At 40.4% G+C, this 22,115-nt stretch carries 16 protein-coding genes and 1 pseudogene; 2 read left to right on the top strand and 15 right to left on the bottom strand.

Annotated elements, in window-relative coordinates; genetic code table 11:
* Positions 1 to 89: 89 nt before the first annotated feature.
* The 6 genes from G593_RS0115055 to G593_RS0115080 form a co-directional block, all read right to left on the bottom strand.
* A complete protein-coding gene (locus G593_RS0115055) occupies positions 90 to 776 on the bottom strand; it encodes an amino acid ABC transporter ATP-binding protein (RefSeq protein ID WP_022279695.1) in 687 nt (228 codons plus the stop codon).
* A gap of 11 nt (positions 777 to 787) precedes the next feature.
* Positions 788 to 1,438, bottom strand: coding sequence for an amino acid ABC transporter permease (locus tag G593_RS0115060; RefSeq protein WP_029732235.1), 651 nt, complete (start codon positions 1,436 to 1,438; stop codon positions 788 to 790).
* A gap of 97 nt (positions 1,439 to 1,535) precedes the next feature.
* The gene (locus G593_RS0115065) at positions 1,536 to 2,363 is read right to left on the bottom strand and encodes an amino acid ABC transporter substrate-binding protein (protein WP_005342127.1); all 828 of its coding nucleotides are present in this window, start codon (positions 2,361 to 2,363) and stop codon (positions 1,536 to 1,538) included.
* A gap of 174 nt (positions 2,364 to 2,537) precedes the next feature.
* The gene (locus tag G593_RS0115070) at positions 2,538 to 3,311 is read right to left on the bottom strand and encodes a hypothetical protein (protein WP_029732236.1); all 774 of its coding nucleotides are present in this window, start codon (positions 3,309 to 3,311) and stop codon (positions 2,538 to 2,540) included.
* On the bottom strand, positions 3,286 to 4,563 hold the full coding sequence (locus tag G593_RS0115075; protein WP_029732237.1) for a DUF5716 family protein: 1,278 nt from the start codon (positions 4,561 to 4,563) through the stop codon (positions 3,286 to 3,288). The genes G593_RS0115070 and G593_RS0115075 overlap by 26 nt, the downstream gene beginning before the upstream one ends.
* 30 nt (positions 4,564 to 4,593) lie before the next feature.
* Positions 4,594 to 7,884 carry a DUF5717 family protein gene (locus G593_RS0115080; protein ID WP_005342133.1) on the bottom strand — a complete coding sequence of 1,097 codons (3,291 nt, stop codon included), beginning with the start codon at positions 7,882 to 7,884 and terminating at the stop codon, positions 4,594 to 4,596.
* 109 nt (positions 7,885 to 7,993) lie between these two features.
* On the opposite strand from G593_RS0115080, the gene G593_RS0115085 reads away from it, so the two are divergent.
* Entirely contained in the window at positions 7,994 to 9,100 is a 1,107-nt protein-coding gene (locus G593_RS0115085; protein WP_022279698.1) for a pyridoxal phosphate-dependent aminotransferase, read from the top strand.
* Between the two features lie 92 nt (positions 9,101 to 9,192).
* Here G593_RS0115085 and G593_RS0115090 read toward each other — a convergent pair whose 3' ends face one another.
* The 8 genes from G593_RS0115090 to G593_RS0115125 form a co-directional block, all read right to left on the bottom strand.
* Positions 9,193 to 11,196: an FtsX-like permease family protein gene (locus tag G593_RS0115090; protein ID WP_242827111.1), complete on the bottom strand. Its 2,004-nt coding sequence runs from the start codon at positions 11,194 to 11,196 to the stop codon at positions 9,193 to 9,195.
* Complete coding sequence (locus G593_RS0115095; RefSeq protein ID WP_005331274.1) at positions 11,180 to 11,947, bottom strand: ABC transporter ATP-binding protein; 768 nt, start codon at positions 11,945 to 11,947, stop codon at positions 11,180 to 11,182. Before G593_RS0115095 ends, G593_RS0115090 begins: the two co-directional genes overlap by 17 nt.
* A gap of 173 nt (positions 11,948 to 12,120) precedes the next feature.
* Positions 12,121 to 13,107: a sensor histidine kinase gene (locus tag G593_RS0115100; RefSeq protein ID WP_242827112.1), complete on the bottom strand. Its 987-nt coding sequence runs from the start codon at positions 13,105 to 13,107 to the stop codon at positions 12,121 to 12,123.
* A gap of 20 nt (positions 13,108 to 13,127) precedes the next feature.
* Complete coding sequence (locus tag G593_RS0115105) at positions 13,128 to 13,799, bottom strand: response regulator transcription factor (protein WP_005342142.1); 672 nt, start codon at positions 13,797 to 13,799, stop codon at positions 13,128 to 13,130.
* Positions 13,800 to 13,940: 141 nt separating this feature from the next.
* Positions 13,941 to 14,816, bottom strand: coding sequence for a shikimate dehydrogenase (locus G593_RS0115110; RefSeq protein WP_029732240.1), 876 nt, complete (start codon positions 14,814 to 14,816; stop codon positions 13,941 to 13,943).
* Positions 14,817 to 15,046: 230 nt separating this feature from the next.
* On the bottom strand, positions 15,047 to 18,280 hold the full coding sequence (carB, locus tag G593_RS0115115) for a carbamoyl-phosphate synthase large subunit (RefSeq protein WP_029732241.1): 3,234 nt from the start codon (positions 18,278 to 18,280) through the stop codon (positions 15,047 to 15,049).
* Between the two features lies 1 nt (position 18,281).
* Positions 18,282 to 19,352, bottom strand: coding sequence for a carbamoyl phosphate synthase small subunit (locus tag G593_RS0115120; protein WP_029732242.1), 1,071 nt, complete (start codon positions 19,350 to 19,352; stop codon positions 18,282 to 18,284).
* A 296-nt stretch (positions 19,353 to 19,648) separates the two neighbouring features.
* Positions 19,649 to 20,896: a transglutaminase domain-containing protein gene (locus G593_RS0115125; protein WP_029732243.1), complete on the bottom strand. Its 1,248-nt coding sequence runs from the start codon at positions 20,894 to 20,896 to the stop codon at positions 19,649 to 19,651.
* Positions 20,897 to 20,981: 85 nt separating this feature from the next.
* On the opposite strand from G593_RS0115125, the gene G593_RS0115130 reads away from it, so the two are divergent.
* Positions 20,982 to 21,869 (top strand): carboxypeptidase-like regulatory domain-containing protein, encoded by an 888-nt coding sequence (locus G593_RS0115130; RefSeq protein WP_081646573.1) that lies wholly within the window; start codon positions 20,982 to 20,984, stop codon positions 21,867 to 21,869.
* A gap of 48 nt (positions 21,870 to 21,917) precedes the next feature.
* Here G593_RS0115130 and G593_RS0115135 read toward each other — a convergent pair.
* Positions 21,918 to 22,115 (bottom strand): annotated as a pseudogene (locus G593_RS0115135) (hypothetical protein); the annotation flags it as partial.

Raw genomic sequence — 22,115 nt, forward strand, 5'->3', positions numbered from 1 at the left:
CAATTGCCCCACCTGCCCTTAAGTCTTACTCAGTCATTATTTTTATTTTGGTTTATTTATTAGCATTATTAATATTAAGACCACATTTATTAGTTTTCGCTAAATTTTCCAAGGAATTCTTTCATTCTTTCGTTAGAAGAACCAAATACTTCCTCCGGCGTTCCTTCCACAGCAATATAACCGTTATCCATGAAAATTACATGATCTGAAACATTTTTTGCAAAATTCATTTCATGTGTAACGATCACCATTGTCATGTGCTCTGCAGCCAGATCTTTGATGACTTTCAGAATCTCGCCGGTAAGCTCCGGATCCAATGCTGAGGTCGGTTCATCAAAAAACAGAATATCCGGATTCATAGCAAGTGCACGGGCGATCGATACTCTCTGCTGCTGCCCACCCGAAAGCTGATACGGATAAGCGTTTTCCTTATCAGAAAGTCCCATCTTCGCAAGCAGCTCTCTCGCCTCTTTGTACACTTCCTCTTTCTTTCTCTTTTGCACACGAAGCGGTGCATCTGTGATATTCTTCATAACCGAATAATGTGGAAACAAATTGAAATTCTGAAACACAAGTCCAAATGTTCCATCATAATTGATTTCTCCATCATCCGGTGTCTCAAGTCCTGTTGCGCAACGAAGAAGTGTAGATTTTCCGGAACCGGATGGCCCGATAATTCCAAGTACTTCTCCTTTATCTACTTTTAGAGAAATGTCTTTTAATACTTCCACTCCTCCAAAATTTTTCTTCACATTTTTTATTTCCAGAAGACTCATGACTTTTCCTCCTACCGATAATAATTCATTTTCTTCTCAATCCGTTCCATAATAAATGCAACCACAAGATTCAGTATGTAATAGAACAGAGCCGCAAATGCATATGGGAGCATAGATACCTGGCCGGAAGCAAGTGCTTTTGCCATCGTAAACATCTCTGTCACACCGATTGTAAATGCAAGAGATGTATCCTTTACAAGTGTAATGGTCTCATTTGTAATTGCCGGAAGGATTCGTTTGATGACCTGCGGAAGAATAATTCTTATGAACGTCTGAGCCTTTGTGTATCCAAGTATCTTGGCAGCTTCATACTGTCCTTGCGGCATAGACTCAATTCCCCCGCGATAAATTTCTGCAAAATATGCTGCATAGTTCAGTACAAATCCAATTGCCACAGCCATATTCTTCCAGGACTGGGAAATCTGTACACCAAAAATATAAAACGGTCCAAAATAGATCACCATAAGCTGAAGCATCAGCGGAGTTCCTCTCATCACTGATATATAAAGTTTAAAAATTGTACTGATAATCTTATTCTTTGACATTCTGCCAAAAGAGATCAAAAGTCCTAACGGCAGAGAAAATATCAATGTCACTGCAAATATCCACAGTGACGTAACCATTCCTTCTCCTAATTTTTGTAACATGACTGATGTTGCCATACCAAAATTCCTCCTCGCGAATCATTGTCATCGCTTTTCAAGAAAAACGGGCCACCCGTTTTCAGGACGACCCGGTCTTTCCAGTTAGTCTGTTTATTTATTTTCCAATTGTTGTGATATCTTCGCCAAACCATTTTGTAGAAATCTTTGCAAGTGTTCCGTCTGCCGCCATCTCTTCCAGCGTCTTCTGAACCTGATCTTTTACAGCATCATTTCCTTTTGCAAATCCAACTCCGTACTGCTCAGAAGCAATTTCATAATCGAGAATCTTAAATTCTGCAGAACGTGATTCAATCTGATACTTTGCTACTACAATATCCATTGCGACAGCATCAACAGCTCCTGATTCCAGATTCATAAATCCTGTATTGTAATCCGGAATGATCTCTGTTGAAAATGTAGAGCTAAGTTCTGTATTATCTTTTAATGCTGCCTCTGCGGAAGAATCTGTCTGTACATCAACAGTCTTTCCTGCAAGATCCTTTTCGGAATTGATTCCAGAATCTGCTCTTACGACAAATACCTGCTGATTATCAAGATAAGGCTCTGACCATGTATATTCATCTTCTCTTCCATTCATGGTAAATCCGTTCCAGATACAGTCAATCTCTCCGGATTTCAAAAGTGCATCTTTAGAATCCCAGGCAATCGGTTCCGGATGGAATTCCCAGCCATTGCGGTCACATACTTCCTTGGCCAGTTCTAAATCAAATCCTGTATACTCACCGTCGTCTCCTACAAAACCCATCGGTGGAAAATCCTGATCGAATCCTACCGTAAATGTATCTCCTTCTTTTTTTTCTTCAAATGTAGTTGCAGAATCTTTTGAATCTGCCGATTTACTACTGTCCTTTCCACCACAGCCGGCAAGAACCGTAACAACTGCCAGTGAAAGTGCAACTAAAAGTGCAGCTCTCTTTTTCATCTTTTTATTATCCTCCTGAACTCAAAGCTTTTTCGCAAATCCCGATTCGAATTTAACCTCGAGAAATACCTTTTTCTTTCGAATCTCCTATTGCTTTGCGATGCGGTGTGATCTTTTATCAATTTACCAATTGATTACTTTACCACGCTAAATCGCTTTGTTATAGTAACATATTCAGGACTTCTTGTCAATCCTGCGGTTCTCGCTTTTCCACGTAATCAGCTTTTCATCAGAAAAATCCAGATCATTTTCCTTCTTTGCTTCCTCCATCTCTGCTTTAATCTTTGCAGACATTGAAAGAAACATCGAATTCCCGGATAACATTTTTACATAATCTTTTTCCGAAAGTCCCCGATAGCAGCAATAAATATATGCTTTCAGCATATCTTCTTTCTCACAGATGCTATAAGCCTCCTTAAACATCAGCGCTGCTTCTTTATAAAGAAACAGGTATCCATAAGCGCTGCCGAGACAGCCGTATATTTTTCCATAGAATTTTTTATTCACGGACTCATCCCAGTCCTGACTTAAAATGGATTGATATACCAAAATCGCAGACTCATATTCTCCTGATTTCATTAAACTGTCCGCCTTATACTTCGCACGTTCTACATCTCTTTGGTTTTTCAGCTGTTCCAAAAGATTCTGAATCTTCACGATCTCTGATGGTGCATAAATCACAGATCCTTTCAATATTGTAAGTACGAACTCTTCTAATGTCGCATTCTGATCCAGATCACGGCGCAGATCCTCTGCCATTTTTGCAAGACCAAGTTCGTCTTCCAACCAGTCACACAGTCTCCGGTTCATAATTGTATAATCAATTAAATACAAATTATTACACAGATAATAACATAATTCTTCAATTGTATAAATTCGCATATGCACCCGGGAAATCTCGTACGGGCGCTTTGCACGTTTACTATGACATAGAATTAAACTGCCCATTGATTCCTCCTAACTGAATTGTCTTCTCCACCCGGAAATCTGTCGGGGTGAAGAATTCACCAAATCCCACATCGTGAAATGTCAATTTACAGGTACGTTCATCTAAAAACATAGCCTCTACTTGAAGTCTTAAAGAATAATCTGTTCTCTTCGGAAGACCTTCCAGTGATACTTTCTCCACCTGCACTTCTTCGTCTACCAGACTTTCCACTAAAATTTCAATATCAGAAGCGTCCTCCAGGAGCACTTCCCACTGTCCATCTGCTTCATACCAATGCGTTCCCCATGTCACAAGCGGATACCACCCCTCCTGACCATCCACACGCATACGCAGACAAATCCTCTCTGTCAGTTTTGTCTCATCTAAATAAATCGGTCCGTCATCATTTGGCTCGCATTTCCGGATAGATTTATAGCAGGCTCCCTTGCTGTAAAGATTATTTCCCATAAAGGCACGTCTGCCGTTACAAAGCACCCGGAGAGAATTCGGGTACCAGTTCTTCTCAAATCCTTCTCCTGTTAAATATACCGAAGAAATAACCTTTTTTTCGAACACATTTTCAATCATAGACTTGAAACTTTCGTCCGGGCTCTTTTCCTTATTCATAATCGGATAAAGCGCTTCCAGTTCCTTTCTCTGGGCATTTGCCACTTCATCGACTGTCACAAATGAATTCATGCCGTGGCTTGCATCCACTCGGAGCCTTCGAAGCATATATGCCTTGATTCGATCTTCATCACAATAGAACAGTGCAGATTCATACTGCCATAGTTCTTTTGGCTGAAAAATCATATACTGGCAAAAGCTTTCTTTATAATCCTGAACATTGATGATTTCCTTGTCTACGCCAATATGTTGGCCGATCCCTTTGAGCATCTTCGCCATATCCACGTCCGTCTCCGGAGTTGTAAATGTCAGATACTGAATATTTTCAAAATCCTGAAGTGTCAGACTGATGTATTTTGCAAGGAGCCACACTGCATCATAAGTCTTGCCGGCAAGGCTTACTTTCTCGCGGCGCTTTGCCTTTCCATAAAGGTCCGTCTCCGTGCAGTCTTCCCCTACGACCGCCAGTCTTTTTGCCTCTTTTCCAAATACCCAGCGGTCTTTAAAATATCCCAATACAAGAGGAATCAGGTAATTATTGGACGAAGCCATCATTGTATCCGGCTCTTCCATAGAGTCGTCATAATAGCTGATCTGGCAGCCCTTCTCATTGATGTCATAGCCAATCACACAACCTCTTTTCATTACCATTCCTCCTTTCTCTTTTTGTTGTATTTATTCGTAAAGTTTGAACATTTTTTTTGCAAGTATATCCTCTTCTTCATACTCCATCATAGCCTTGTTACGGTTTGCCGGTGTCATCTGGACCATGGCGTTGATTCTTCCGAAACGCCCAGCTGAAATTGCATGATCATTTCTGATAATCTGCTTTTCTGTATTTGTGTTCTCTTTTCCATCAGACTCCTGGATATAATAATCCAGTTCCTCATCTGCATAGAGTACAAACTGTTTCACATACAGATTCTCAAATACCGGAACAAGCATCTCTGAATGATAACCAAGTGTTTTCTTACCGGAACCCTTGATTTTATAGAACAATTTTACTTTACTTCCTTCTTTTGCCTGATAAGAAACTATAGTCTTATCATAAAGCTGCACTTCACGAAGCCACTCTTCCTTGTATTTCATGTACGCTGGAAAAATAATCTGTTTTTCACACATTTCCCGTAAGAGCTGATGCAGGACGGCTTCTATGTCTGCCGGGTAATCACTGCCCGCATAATAACATAAAAGTGCCACTTTGCAGACATCCGGAAGTTCTTCTTTCTGGTCACATTCTCTGGCAATAATACGAAATACGCATGTTTCAAGTTCTCTTCCATAGAGAATATACTCTCTGGAAACAAATGCAAGATATGCCTGTTTCAGCCGGAAATATGCTGTGTCAGACAGATAATAATCTTCGAAAATTTTCTCTTCATCAAAAATATTTTCCGAGAACAGCATCTGCGTAATAATACGCTCTGCTACTTTATAGGACGGAATCTCATATTCCCGCATAACTTTCCAAAGACGTTTCATATCTCTTGTTGAACCACAGAAATATTCACCCAGATATGTCAGCGTCGCCTTATCATATTGCTGTTTCTTGAACATTTCAAATGTCAGATAAAGGAGAAATGCATCTTCTCCCGAATCTTCCTCGCGGATTTTTTCGCTGCAAAGGCGAAAGACCTTTCTCTCATCTGCACCGGTCAGTCCACTTTCCCGTAACGTGTCAAAAGTCACTTCCACGACCTCGCCAGTCTTCTTCCACATACCGGCCTCGTCCTCATATTTCTTACACATTTCCATGAATCTCGGTTCGTAAAATAACCGTTTTGTCTCGTAAGCAATAGAATCTGTGTAATATCTGCCATCCATGGACTCCCACACAATTCGGGATTCTTTATCGTAGAGCTGAATGATTGCACCGGTCTCTTCGTCATACGGGATACGTTGCCTGACGGCACCATCTTTTTCAACGACAAGAACGCAGCGCATATGTGGCACTTTCGTGGAAACCTCATAAGAATAGCAAATATCTCTCATAGCTTTCATTCGTTTCTCGTCCATTTCCTCTGGCAGGCAGAAACGTTTATAAAGAATCTTCAATGCCTCTGTAATATGGCGTTTCATGAGCTGCTCCCATGTAAATGTCACAATCTGCTCACGGTAATTTAAGAACATTGCCTGATCATCACTGTAAGTCAGAAGATTTGCATATAAAAATGCTTCTTTCCGGTAATCCAGTGTATTACCATGCATAAAATACAAATAAATTTTCCGTGGAAGCGGTCCGCGCATACGTGTCTCGTCCATGGCAATCATATAATACTCATAAAGTCTGGCAATCCGAAAATCTTCCTCCACTGCTTTCTGATACCATAGAAAATATTCCGATGATGTCTTATTTCCTTTGATCAGAAGAGTACAGATTGTATTCAGAATCATCGGCTCTTCGTACATGTTATAGAGGCGCTTTAAAATCCGATAAACCCGCTCATTAAATGTCTTCTGCTGGCTGGCAAAATTCGCTACATAAAGGGCCAGTTCCTTCGTCATAAGACGGTATTTTGATGCAAATGTCAGTACCAGAAGTTCAAATTCTCCAAGTTTTCGAAGAAGAATCGGCTTCTCCTGGTAGCACAGATATGCCTCCAGATAAAATAACACGTCCTCTGTCCCATACTCATACTGCTGTTCCAGAACTTCCAGCTTCTTATATGGATTCTTGTACTTTGGATCCATCTGGATGATCATATAGAGCAGAAGCCATGAATCCTGATGCCGGATATACGTCTTCTCCAATTCATCCAGCACACGGTCTGTATGCGCTTTATTATCCCGGATCTGAGCTGTCAGAAAGAGATAATAACAATTCGTGATCGGGTCTTTACCAATGGCAAAACGATTATAATTGTAATTTTCAAGAATCCATTTTGCTTCTTCGATACGGTCACCAAGCATGTAAATATGTGCCTGCACAAGTTGATATAATTCGCTCTGCGTCTCAATTCTTCGAACCGCAATCATTTTTTCCACTGCGCTGTCCACCCATGTCTTCAAGTCAATTCGTCCGGCCACAAATCCGATATATTCTTTCAATATCTGAGCAATCAAAAGCTCCGGCACATGGTGATTCTCATCATATTCCTGATTCTGCAGCACTTCTACTTCATAGCTTAACGTCTCATATGGAGTCTGGAAACGGATTACGCCGTAATTACGTCCTACATGAAGGAATTCCGGGCGTACAAAGTATTCAACTTCATAGTTATTACCTACAAAATCTTCTGTAGAAATCTCCTGTCTGGACACCTTTAAGAAACGCCCTTCCGTCTCAATGTGGATTGGCACATAACCCCATGTATTTTTCATCAGAGTCACAACACCTTTTGTAGACTCCAAAATATCCTCAAAGAGCATTCCTTCTCCAGGAAGTGTCAGGAAAATACATTCCTTCTGCTTAATTCCTACAAGAAATTCTTCCATTGCCTGCTCTTCCAGTGACCATTTGCGCATATTATCATAGAGATAAAAGATACGTTCATTCTCATATTTTAAAATGGCATAAAAATCTCTGGAGCGGAATAGTCTTGCCGCCTCAGAATAATCTTTTACTGCCAGCTTTCTGAAATCATCTGTACTCTGTACCTTGCCATAGGTGGTCATCACGTAAGGTTTCTCTATGATTGCCGTAAATGACAGTTCATATTCTCCACCGGTACATACAACTGTGAATTTACCTTCTTCTACGTGTCCTGGTTTTAAACCACGCCCATCATATGTGAATTCCACTCTTGCCGGATTTCCTTCAAATCCGGAATCCTTGAGCTTAACACGAAAAGAAGACGGGTAAACTAAGCCCCGTATCACATGTTCATTCTCACTTTTAATTATGAAACTCCCCCGGTATACTTCCCCTTCACCGATTATCAGAACCAGATTCGTTTCTTCAAATATAACTTCTGGACGACCGGTCCGGAAGTTCCCTTTCGAAAATTTCTGGATTTTGTTTTTCAAGTCCTACACCTGCTTCTTTCGTTGCATTTTTCTGAAAACATACTATAATGAATTATAGCATTGTTTTGTCCTGAATGGCAATACCATGAAAGGAGTATTTAGAGTATTTATGGATAAAAAGAATCAAAGACCTGAATTTCACGGCAGTGATCTGGAAAAAATCGCTGCATATTACCACATTCCGGCATCCGAAATTCCCGGCATCATTAAATTCGGTGCCAACGTGAACCCTCTTGGACTGTCCGAATCTGTAAAAAATGATCTGGCAGGGCATCTAGATATTATTTCCTCCTACCCGGATCGGAACTACACTTCACTTAAGAAAACTATCGGAGAATACTGTCACATTTCCCCTGAACATATTGTTGTAGGAAATGGATCAACAGAGTTAATTTCTCTGCTCATTAGTCAGCGGCAGGCAAAAAAAGCTCTTGTTGTAGGACCAACTTATTCCGAGTATGAACGCGAGCTTGCCCTCACTGGAGGCACAATCACCGAATATAACTTGAAAGAAGATTTAAATTTCCAGTTAGATTTGGAAGACTTCTTCGCGTCTATGGCAGAGGATGTTGACCTGCTGATTCTGTGCAATCCGAACAACCCGACATCCTCCGCAATTAAGAATCGTGATATGAAACATATTTTAACCTTCTGTAACGAACATAATATCTTCGTCATGATCGACGAAACTTATGTTGAATTTGCTCCAGACATAGCGGAAATTACTGCCATTTCACTGACTGATGAATTCGATAATGTAATGGTGATCCGCGGTGTATCCAAATTCTACGCAGCACCGGGACTGCGCTTCGGCTACGGTATCACAAGCAATCATGAATTTTTAGAAGCACTGCTTATTCACCAGAACCCGTGGAGCTTAAACAGCGTCGCAGCCTATGCCGGTGAGCGCATGTTCAAAGACAACACCTACCAACAAACAACAAGACAGCTTATCTGCTCCGAACGCGACCGCATGTACATGGCTATACAAAACATGCCGGCTTTCAAAGCATATAAGCCTTATGCCAACTTCATACTTGTACGCATCTTAAAAGAAAGTTTAACTTCATTTGATATTTTCGAGGCAGCCATAAAAGAAAGAATGATGATCCGTGACTGCTCATCATTCAAAAGTTTAGATGGCGAATATATCCGGTTCTGCATAATGAATCCAGAAGATAATACACATCTATTAAAATTGTTGGAACAATTCTAATACAATTCAATTGGGGACGGGGTTTTTTTGAAAAACCCCCGTCCCCAATTGAACTTTAACCTGTCCCTTTTTGAATTGTTTCTTTTTCTAAACTATTTTACTATTCTATAATATTCTCGTTCTGTCAACATAAATACAATACAATAAATCACTGCAAAGACTATAATTGTTGCTATTGTGCATTCAATAAATAATGTGATGTTTGTCATGTAACACATTGCCAGTAGTTTTGTAATGACTTTGAAGGCTGCTGCCACATGAATGATTGCCATAACAAGTGGCAGGAAGAAGATCATTAGCACCTGGCTTCGAATGGATTTTTTTACTTCTTGTTTATCCATGCCAACTTGCTGCATAATCTTGTAACGGCCTTTGTCGTCGTAACCTTCGGAAATCTGTTTGTAGTAAATAATGAGTACTGTTACCATGAGGAACATGAAGCCGAGATACATGCCCATGAAGAAGAGGCTGCCATACAATTCGTAAAAGGAGTCTTTGCTAATTTGTCTTCCGCTACAGGAGCAGAAAGTTTCTGGAACTTGCTCACTCAGTGCTGTTCTGATTTGTTGTTCTACGTTCTTTTTTAATTCGCTGGAACCTTTCATATCGAAAGTCTCATAATAAGTCATTGTCATCAGGCTTGCTTTTGTTTCATCATTCTGTGTACTTTTTTCATAAGTCTGTTTTAAAATATTCAGAATCTGTTCTTCGTCTTTCATAATCATGTAAGTAATTGGAATATCTTTATCGTTATTTTTCTCATCTAATTTTGATTTGTCCAATTCTTTTTTTACATGAAATTTTGTATCATCTAAATAAATTTCATTCTGTCCGTAACTTTTTGTCTGAGTAGAGAAAAGAAGTACTTCTCCATCATTTAATGTCTCATTTTTTTCTTCCAGACGGTTATAGTCTGCAAGTGGAATCAGCACAATTGAACTTGACGTTTTGTCTGAATAATATTTATCAGGATCCAGAATCATCTTATTTCCATCCAGATAACCGGTCAGTGCTCCCGAATGATAAATACGTTCATTTTCAGCCTTCGTATTATTTTTTCTTATAATTTCCTCAATGATCGTATGCACTTTTTCTTCTGTCTGTGCATTTGTTCTGTAAATGGTCACCTCGCACTCTCGTGGATATCTGGCGCTGATAATGTCATTCATACCCACATAAAGGCAAACGGTAGTGGACACCATAATCAGTACCATCGTACTTAAGATGCAAATGTTTGCGAGCCCCACTGCGTTTTGTTTCATGCGGTAAACCATGCCGGATACTGCCGTAAAATGTTTTGCCTGGTAATAATATTTTTTATTTTTCTTTAACATTTTCAGGACTGCGATACTTCCTGCAATAAACAGACCATAAGTTCCGAGCACGACGCAGACAACTGCGAAGAAAAATTTTGTCATCGCATCCAGTGGATTTCCGGTCGTTTGTGCAATGTAATATCCGGTTCCAAGCAAAATCGCTCCCACGATCGCCAGAAGCCACTTTGTCTTTGGCTCACGCTCTCCTTGATTGCTCCCATGCAGAAGCTCTACCGGACTGACGATGCGGATCTGAAGCAAATTATAAAGAAGAATCAATACGAAAATTGCCATAAAAAATGCAAATGTCTTCTCCAGCACTGGAATCTCTACCGTAAATTTCACACTGATATCATAATGTAAAAGTTTTCCAAGTACAAGATACATCAGCTTTCCAAATACAATACCTAAGAGTATACCACCGAAAATACTGATAAATGCAGTAATCACCGCCTCAATCGCAAGCATTTTTGCAATATGTCCTTTTCCCATACCAAGAATATTGTAAATCCCGATTTCCCGCTTTCTTCGCTTAATCAGGAAACTGTTCGTATAGAATAGAAAAATTACAGAAAAGATCATCAGCAGTCTATTCATATAGTCCATAATCATTTTCACATCTTTACTTAGCCCGTTATTTCCCTGTGCCATACCACCAACAATGTAGTACATCATAACAGAAAGTACTGCCATTAAAATGTATGGAACATACGTCTTACGATTGTTTTTCAGATTGGTGATTGCAAGTTTTCCATAGATTTTGCTACTCAACGCGCTCACCTCCTGCTTCGAGAACAGTCAGTGTGTCAGAAATTTTCTGATACATCTGTTCATCAGTCAGATTGCCACGGTACAACTGATGGAATACCTCACCATCTTTAATGAACATCACGCGATTTGCACTACTGGCAGCTTTCACACTGTGAGTGACCATGAGAATTGTCTGTCCATCATGGTTCACAGAAGAAAACAAGCGAAGAAGTTCCTGCGCTGCCTTGGAATCCAGTGCTCCGGTCGGCTCATCTGCCAGAACAATCTGCGGCTTGATAATCAGCGCTCTTGCCACTGCCACACGTTGCTTCTGTCCACCAGACACTTCGTACGGGTATTTTTCCAGAATTTTTTCAATACCAAGATGCCTCGCGATCGGCGCAAGGCGCTGTTCCATTTCTTCATATCTTCTTCCGGACAGAACCAGTGGCAGAAAAATGTTATCTTTCAGTGTAAATGTATCTAACAAATGAAAATCCTGAAATACAAATCCAAGATTCTGACGACGAAATGCAGACATTTCCTTTTCCTTAATCGTACTTAAATCTCTTCCCTTTAAAATGACCTTGCCACTTGTCGGGCAGTCAAGCTGTGCCAGAATATTTAACAGGGTACTTTTACCAGAACCAGACTCTCCCATGATTGCCACATATTCTCCCGGCTCTACTGAAAAATTCACATCACGAAGTGCCTCTACTTTATTGCCCCCAAAACGAGTCGTATATATTTTCTTTACATTTTTCACTTCCAATAACGCCATATCAATTTCTCCTTCTTTTTTCATTGTATAAAAACTGCTTTCAAAATCCTGCGGACATGTCTTTCACACGATTTTTTAACTTCTTTACACAATCAATTATAAAAAAAGAAGAAATGCATTTCCATTGATTTTGGTTACATTTCCCCTTGCTAATCTTACAATCTTGTCACAATTTACTCTACAGGCAATTTTTCTTTCATCAAATGCAGTAATACCCGAGTTCCTTTCCCCAGCTTAGATTCTACTCGGATCTGGCAACGGAGCTTCTCTATAATCTGCTTACATAAGTAAAGACCGATGCCTGTAGATTTCTTATCACTTCTTCCATTATACCCGGTGAATCCCTTTTCGAAAATACGCGGCAAATCTTCTGAGCATATACCGATGCCTGTGTCCTCAATTACAAGCCAATCATCTTCCATATAAATAGAAATGCTTCCTTCAACTGTGTATTTCAATGCATTGGACAAAATCTGCTCCAGTACAAAAACGAGCCATTTTTCATCTGTCGTAACGGTTACCCGAAGTGCTTCATAATGTAATGCCAATTTCTGCATGGCAAACATACGGGAATACTTCTTAAGTGCCTGCTTTACCAGATTGTCCAAAGCATATTCCTTCAGCATAAGATCTCCCGACATGTCCTCCATACGCACATAAGTCAGAACCATTTCCACATACTGTTCTGTCTTAAAAAGTTCTGTCTGCATATCCTGCAAAAGCTCATAAGTTCTGGCATCTTCCGTGTCGCCGGCTGCCTGCGCAAGCACTTTCATGGCAGCAATCGGTGTCTTGATCTGATGCGCCCACATACTGTAATAATCTTTCATTTCCTGGCGCCCAATCCGCTCCGCTGATTGCAGATCAGACATTTTCTTATACATATTTTGAATAATTGCCTGATACTCTAACTCGATATATGACCTTGTCGCCGGAAGATTTTCCGTCACCTCTTCCAAACGCTGCTTTGCCTCAATGACTGCCACACCCTTCTTATAATATTGGTTAAATTTGAAAATTCCATATCCAAGCAGCCAGATTGCGGAAAGAAAAAATGCATAGTTCACCGCATCAACTGGCAAGTTGCTCAGGCTGAAAATGACATAAAACACACCAATGAATCCAATATACAGGCAGATATCGCCTCTTTTTTCTTTCAAAAAACTCCCCAGCAGCTTTATCATTCCACAATATACCCAATTCCTTTCTTCGTTTGAATCCAATTTTCTGCTCCGATTTCTTCCAATTTCTTTCTAAGCCTCGCCACATTCACTGTCAATGTATTATCGTCAATGAACTCATCACTCTCCCACAACCTCGTAATCAGATTTTCCCTTGAAACAATCCGTCCTGAATTCTCCATCAGAAGCTTCAGAATCCGGAATTCATTTTTCGTAAGCTCCACCGACTGACTCCCACAGATCACTGTCGCATCATTAACATTTAGCATCACTCCTGCATGCTCAAGTACGTCCATCGTCCCACGGAATGCATAAGCTCTCCGAAGCACCGCCTGCACCTTCGCCGTCACTACGCTAAGGTCGAATGGTTTCTCCACAAATTCATCTCCGCCCATATTCATGGCCATAACAATATTCATATTATCATTTGCCGATGATAAGAAGATAATCGGTACTTTTGAAATCTTGCGGATCTCCTGGCACCAGTGGAACCCATTAAACAATGGCAATACAATATCCAGGAGCACAAGCTGCGGCTCATACTCCCGGAAATCTTCCATCACATTCTTAAAATTCGTCACACAATGCACCTCATAATCCCATGTTCTTAAATGCTCCGCCAGCACATTTGCAATCGTCCGGTCGTCTTCTATAATTAAGATTTTATACATACATCCTCCTAAGTCACCCGTTTGGCAATAGTGTAACTGATTTTTTTCAATTTGTGTATAGTTCTCCTCAAATCTTACAAAAATTTAAGGTTCCGTGTTAAGTTCAAATCTCCCAGCTGATATAAATCTTTCTTTTATTCTCTACTCCGCAAAGAATTTTGCTTTCACGTCTTCCACCGGCATTTCCTGGCCTGTAAACAAATGAAACGCCTCTGCCCCCTGCCACAGGAGCATACCTTTTCCACCGACCACACATTTCACACCGGCTTCTTTCGCCTCGCGCATCATACGTGTCTCCTTCGGATTATAAATAATCTCCGCAACGACCAAATCTTCCCTATATACAGAAGTGTCCTGGATCATCGTCCCTTTCTCATTCGGTTTCATGCCAACATTTGTTGCATTTACAAGAATATCACTCTCTCCAATACTCTTATACAATGCTTTTTTATCTGCCATATCACAGACCTGTATCTTGCACTCTGGTGCAAATTCTAATATTTTCTTCGCAATCTTCTCAAGCTTTTCGAAGTTTGCTCCCTTTCGGTTAAACACACGAATCTCGGAAGCTCCGTCCAGTGCAAGCTGTACAAAAATTGCAGTTCCGGCTCCACCACCGCCCATAAGTGTAATTGTCTTATCTTTTACAGAAACGCCGTGTTCTGCAAGATTTTTCACAAATCCGACTCCGTCTGTATTGTGCCCAATTAGTTTTCCATTTTCATTCACTACCGTATTGGAAGCGCCCATGATCTGCGCTGCCGGAGACAACTCATCGACCTGTCTTGCAACTTCCATCTTACATGGCATCGTCACATTAAAACCGCGGATTTTAAGAAGTCTCGCCGCATCCAGAAATTCTCCTACCTGGTCTTCTTTTATCTCAAATGCCATGTAGGCATAGTCAAGTCCTAATTTTTCAAAGCTGTAATTGTGCATTGCCGGAGAACTGGAATGTCCCACCGGAGAACCAATCAGTGCTAATAATGTCGTTGTTCCGCTAATTCTTTTTTCCATGTCATGTACCTCTTCCAGTCATTATATAATATTATCAATTATGTTCTAAAACAACTGATTTTCTGATTCCAATTATAACACACCGCTAAACTGACCGCACTCTTTAATTATCTTACATTCTCAGAGATTGCTTTACTTTATAAAAAGACAGCCACGACACATTTTGTGCGCCATGGCTGCCTTTTTCAATACCACCCTCATCTCATGATATTTTCTACTTTCAAGAATGCCTATACTGCCTGAATCTTTGCAATGTCCACCAGTGTCAGTTTCTGAATATCTGTATTCTCCAGACTGGTGATCAGTGCTTTTGCTGTATCGATAGCTGTCAGGACATTGACACCCGTCTCAATTGCACTTCTTCGAATTACGAAACCGTCTTTGGAGTGTTCTGCTCCCTGTGGCGGAGTATCAATAACAAGATCTATCTTATGTCCAAGGATCAGATCCATGAGGTTCGGTGTGCTCTGTTCAATCTTGTTGACTGCAATTGCTTTCACACCTGCTTCTGTAAGTGCTTCTGCTGTTCCTTTTGTCGCAAAAATCTTGTATCCGATCTTTTCAAAACGTTTACCGATTTCTACAGCCTCATCCTTATCCTCATCACGGACAGTCATAATCATATTGCTAAATTTCGGAAGTTTGATTCCCGCACCTAAGAATGCTTTATATAGCGCCTCGTCAAATGTCTTGGCAATTCCAAGGCACTCTCCTGTAGACTTCATTTCTGGTCCAAGGCTGATATCTGCATCACGAATCTTCTCAAAAGAGAATACCGGCATTTTAACTGCATAGTAATCTGCCTCCGGCTGAAGTCCCGGTGTATATCCAAGTTCTTTGATCTTGTGACCGATAATCACTTTTGTTGCCAGTGGAACAATTGGAATTCCAGTTACTTTACTAATGTATGGTACCGTACGGCTGGATCTTGGGTTTACCTCGATAACATAAACCTCTTCACCACACACAATGAACTGAATATTAATCAATCCGATGACGTGCAGGGATTTTGCAAGTCGTCTTGTATATTCTTCAATAGTACGTTTTGTCTTATCAGAAATACTCTTTGCAGGATATACAGAGATACTATCTCCGGAATGGATACCCGCACGCTCAATATGCTCCATGATACCTGGAATCAGGATATCTTCTCCGTCACATACGGCATCGACCTCAATCTCTTTTCCTTGTAAATATTTGTCTACCAGAATCGGGTGATCCTGCGCAATCTGATTGATGATTCCGATAAATTCCTCGATATCATTATCGTTAATAGCAATCTGCATACCTTGTCCGCCAAGCACATAGGACGGTCTTACCAGTACCGGATAGCCGAGTCTGTTCGCAACAGTCTTTGCCTCCTCAGCTGTAAATACAGTTCCACCAGTCGGTCTTGGAATCTGACATTTTTCCAGAATTTCATCAAATAATTCGCGATCTTCGGCTGCATCTACATCTTCTGCCTTTGTACCAAGAATTGGCACTCCCATTTTCATCAGTGCTTCTGTCAATTTAATTGCTGTCTGACCACCGAACTGAACAACTGCTCCGTCCGGCTTCTCCAGGTCTACAATGCTCTCTACATCTTCCGGTGTCAGCGGCTCGAAATAAAGCTTATCGGCAATATCGAAGTCCGTGCTGACTGTCTCCGGGTTATTATTGATAATAATTGTCTCGTATCCCTCTTTTGCAAATGCCCATGTACAGTGTACGGAACAGAAATCGAACTCGATTCCCTGTCCGATACGGATTGGGCCAGAACCAAGGACAAGAACCTTTTTCTTACCGGAGGTCTCTTCTACTTCATTTTCACTTCCAAATACAGAGTAATAATACGGTGTTTCTGCCGCAAACTCAGCGGCACAGGTATCTACCATTTTGTAAGATGCGGTAATACCGTACACCATTCTAAGATCATGCACCTGTCTTTCTGTAAGACCTGTCAGTCTTGCGATAACCTCGTCCGGGAACTCCAGGCGTTTTGCTTCTTTTAATAATTCCTTTCCAATTCCACCACGTCCGGACGCTACTCTTGGCGCGCATGCACGCAGAGACTGCTCCATCTCTACCAGGTTTGCAATCTTATCGATAAACCAAATATCAATCTTTGTAATCTTATGTATTTCTGTATAAGGAATTCCTCTTCTAACTGCTTCTGCAATCTTCCAGATTCTCTGATCGTCTACTACGTCCAATGCGTTCATCAGTTCTTCTCTGGAAAGATGACTGAAATCATAGGACATAAGACTGTCCACATGCTGTTCCAGAGATCGGATTGCTTTCATAAGCGCTCCCTCAAAATTATCACAAATACTCATGACCTCTCCGGTCGCCTTCATCTGTGTAGTCAGTGTCCGTTTTGCACTGATAAATTTATCAAATGGAAGTCTCGGGATCTTAACAACACAATAATCAAGCATCGGTTCAAAACTTGCATATGTCTTCTTTGTAACTGCATTTTTAATCTCGTCAAGTGTATAGCCAAGCGCAATCTTTGCTGCTACCTTTGCAATTGGATAACCCGTAGCTTTCGATGCAAGCGCAGAAGAACGGCTGACACGTGGATTTACTTCAATAACACAATATTCAAATGATTCCGGATTCAGGGCATACTGTACGTTGCAGCCTCCTGTAATATTAAGCTCACTAATGATATTGAGGGCTGATGTACGGAGCATCTGATATTCTTTATCGCCCAGCGTCTGAGACGGTGCTACAACAATACTGTCTCCGGTATGTACACCAACCGGATCAATATTTTCCATATTACAAACCGTGATACAATTTCCTGCTGCATCACGCATTACCTCATATTCAATCTCTTTCCATCCTGCGATACAACGTTCAACAAGTACCTGACCCACACGGGAAAGGCGAAGTCCATTTTCAAGAATCTCTACAAGCTGACGTCTGTCATGTGCAATTCCACCACCACTTCCGCCAAGAGTGTATGCCGGACGAAGAACGACCGGATATCCAATCTTTTCTGCAAATTCGATTCCGTCCTCTACGCTCTCAACTACAAGTGATGCTGCACATGGTTCGCCAATTTTTTCCATTGTTGATTTAAATTCCAGACGATCCTCTGCCTTCTTAATTGTCTGAGCTGTTGTTCCGATCAAGCGGACATTATGTTCTTTGAAAAACCCCCGCTCTTCCAATTCCATAGCAAGATTCAGCGCTGCCTGTCCTCCCAGAGTCGGCAGGACACTGTCTGGCTTCTCTTTCATAATAAGCTGTTCAACAACTTCTACCGTCAATGGCTCTATGTATACTTTATCAGCAATATCCTTGTCCGTCATAATAGTCGCAGGATTTGAATTCAACAGCACAACTTCCAGTCCTTCTTCTTTCAAAGAACGACATGCCTGTGTACCCGCATAGTCAAACTCTGCTGCCTGACCAATGACGATAGGACCAGATCCAATTACAAGCACTTTCTTAATTTCTTTATTTCTTGGCATCTTATTTGTCCCCCTTCATCATCTCAATAAATCTGTCAAACAGGAATGTAGAATCCTGTGACCCCGGGCATGCTTCCGGGTGGAACTGTACAGTGTATATCTTCTTGCCTATGTAATTCAATCCTTCGTTTGTTCCATCATTGACATTGATAAATGCTTCTTCTGCAACATTCTTATCCATAGTATTATAATCAACCGCATATCCGTGATTCTGCGAGGAAATGTAAACGTGTCCCGTAGACAGATCTTTTACAGGGTGATTGCCACCTCTGTGACCATATTTTAATTTATATGTCTTTGCACCATATGCAAGAGCCATCAACTGATGTCCCAGACAAATTGCAAATATTGGAATGTCTGTCTCTGATAATTTTCGGATCTCTTCTATAATAGAAACACAAGTTTCCGGATCTCCAGGACCATTGGATAACATGATTCCGTCCGGATTAGATTTTATGATTTCTTCTGCTTTTGTGTCTGCCGGATAGACAGTCACTTCACAGCCTCTTTGAATTAAAGATTTTGAAATATTATTCTTTGCTCCAAAATCCATAAGTGCCACTTTAAATTTTTCTCCTGGAAGAACATGTTTCTCGTCGCAGGTCACCTTTGATACAACATCTCCAACAGTGTACGCCTTAAGTTTTGGAATGATTTCATCTAAATTATAATTCTCATTTGTAGTAATCATACCATTCATGGTTCCCTTTTCCCTGAGAATCTTCGTCAATGCTCTTGTATCCACGCCTTCAATTCCTGGAATGTCCTGTGCAGCAAGGAAATCCTGAATTGTACCGTTGCATCTAAAATTACTTGGCATTCTGGATAATTCTCTTACAATATATCCGTCCGGCCATGCTTTCTTTGACTCCATATCTGGTGTGATTCCATAGTTTCCTATCAGTGGATAAGTCATCACAACGGCCTGTCCGGCATATGAAGGGTCTGTCAGCACCTCCAGATAACCGGTCATTGACGTATTAAAAACAATCTCACTGATCATATCCCTCGTCGTCCCGATACTTTTTCCCTCAAAGACTGTCCCGTCTTCTAGAATTAGAAATGCTTTCATATATTCACCCTTATCCTTTCTGTTACTTCTAGTCTGCTCTAAAGCTTTCCAAATTGTTAAAAGTATACTATACTTATTCTCCTTTTTCAACCCAAAAAAAAGTATTTTTTAACAGTTTTTTATCTACTTTCGACAAAAACCATTAAAATAGTCGCTAATTTTAATGGTTTTTATTTTACGTCAAAAAATTGTTTTTTCGTCAATATGCCTGTTATATTGGTTTTATCTATACTTTTTCGTTTAAAATCCGGTTGATATTTTTAGTATTTAGGATGGGATATATTTCAATTCTTTTTTTAAGAATATTTCCAGAAAATTGTAATTTTATTCATTTTTTTGTCATCTATGTAACTGTAGGAGACTTCTGTCAAATGATACCACTGCGCCAGATTCTGTGCAGCACGCTTCACCTCGTTATTTAAAATGTCTTCTTTTGCAGTTTTATAAACTGATTCATCGGAATATTTCAGTACAACTTTCGTCTCTCTCGCCGAAATCACCTGGTTCATTGCTTTAAGCGCCGTCTGACCATCATATTCTGTATAATACATTCCATTAACTACATAATAATTCAAATCCATCTTCGTACAATCTGGAAGTTCTACTTCCAAATCCGGCGTATGAGTCCGAAACAACTCATCATCATCACAAAGCATATAATCGTAGCTGATATTGTCACGAATTTCGTCATCCATTACATTTTCAGCCTCCTCTTCCGACTCCTGGAAAATTGGATCTCCCCACGTCACATCCACATAATAATAATCGCCGTCACATTTCACCAAATTCCATGCATGAGGGATCTTATGACCATCACCATCACTGAAAGATTCTGTCACCTCCCCAGTAACATAAGTGCAGAATAGCCCCTGCTTCTCCATGAGATACTGCATTGCTTTAGAATAACCGGCACACACTGACTTTTTTCCAATAAATACACTGCAAATATTTTGGTTATCTTCTGCTGCATCATCATAATCCACCTGATTCACAATATACTCATAATCATAAAGAATCTTCTCATAATCCGAAGCATTTTCACTGATACCGGACAGACACTCCGACACCTCCATGTCAAGCTGTGTCTTCTTTTTCTCACATTCTTCTTTCGTATACAAATATCCCGGCATCACAGACGTATAATTCTGAAGTCCAGAATAGGCTGTAGAAGAAGCTGTCCCATCGCTCCAGAAAATCTCTGGATAATCATTCAACACATAAACAAGAAGTTCATTAACACGTTCCGGCTTCTGGCTGTGCACATAAATTTGCTCTACATGATCCAAAAGCCCCTGCAAAAGCTCCTGATACACTGTCTGCTCTTCTTCACTTAGCTGCTGATAATAAAATTTACCGTCCATTTCTCCGATTTCTTCTAAAACATGCTGATATATCACCGGATCCTGACCAATTAATTTCAGCATGACATCTTTTATATTGCCATATTCCCTGTATTGATATACTCCACAGACAATCAAAACTCCCATTATTAAAATCAGGAATCCCAAACCTCTATGGCGTCTTCTTTTCTTCTTTTTTTCCATCTATAATCCTTTCTTCACATCTCACACACTTTCTTTCTCTATCATACAATAAAAGTAATCTAGTTTCTATGAGGTATTTTTTATTATGAGCATTTTTCATATAACCGACACGCCGGATTGGGGGCAGTTGAAAATAAATCTGACTTCCAGGATTCATGCACATCCTATTGAAAATGCACGTATTTCAATTTCATACACTGGAGTCCCTGATGAGACATTGGAAGAGTTGACTACAGATTCTTCCGGTCAGACCGACACCATTAATCTTCCTGCACCTCCAATTGAATACAGCTTAGATGAAACAAACGAATTGCAGCCCTATTCTGAATATACAATTTCTGTGGAAGCAGCAGGTTATGAATCTATCCAGATTGCAGGTGCTGAGATTCTATCCTCAGTCACAGCTATCCAGAATATTTCCATGCGTCCGCTCATTCCTGATACAAATCAAAATTCTATTTATGTGATACCTGCACATACATTATATGGAAATTACCCGGCGAAAATACCGGAGGAAGAAATCAAACCATTAACCGAAAGCGGTGAAATTGTCTTAAGCCGGGTCGTTATTCCCGAATACATCGTTGTTCATGATGGAAGTCCGAGAGACTCCACCGCTAAAAATTATTATGTCCATTACAAAGATTACATCAAAAATGTGGCATCCAGTGAAATCTATGCAACCTGGCCCACCAATACGATTCGCGCAAATGTACTGGCAATTATGTCCTTTACATTAAATCGGGTCTATACAGAATGGTACCGGAACCAGGGCTATGATTTTACTATTACATCTTCCACTGCATTTGACCACAAGTGGATTCCTGAACGGAATATTTACGATTCTATTTCAATCATCGTAGATGAATTATTTGCCGACTATCTTGCAAGACCAAATGTAAGGCAGCCGATACTTACACAGTATTGCGATGGAAGACAGGTTCAATGTCCAAACTGGATGACCATTTTGTAAGGACGTATAAAGATGTTTCTACCTATTATATATATGTCAGATTATACACTATCCTACATACTTCTTTCCACCATAATATGCAGCAATCCAGCCAGATGGAATCTTAATCCAGATGTCACTACCGACTTTGCGGACGTCCTTGCAGGTTACACGAGTGCCTTTCTTGAGTCTCCCGTTATCGTGCGCGTGTTGCTGTGCATTACTGGATAACTCCGCATAAGATTTTTCCGGATTATTGGTTCCCGG

It is taken from the genome of Dorea sp. AGR2135, from assembly GCF_000420885.1.
Classification (GTDB): Bacteria; Bacillota; Clostridia; order Lachnospirales; family Lachnospiraceae; genus Dorea; species Dorea formicigenerans.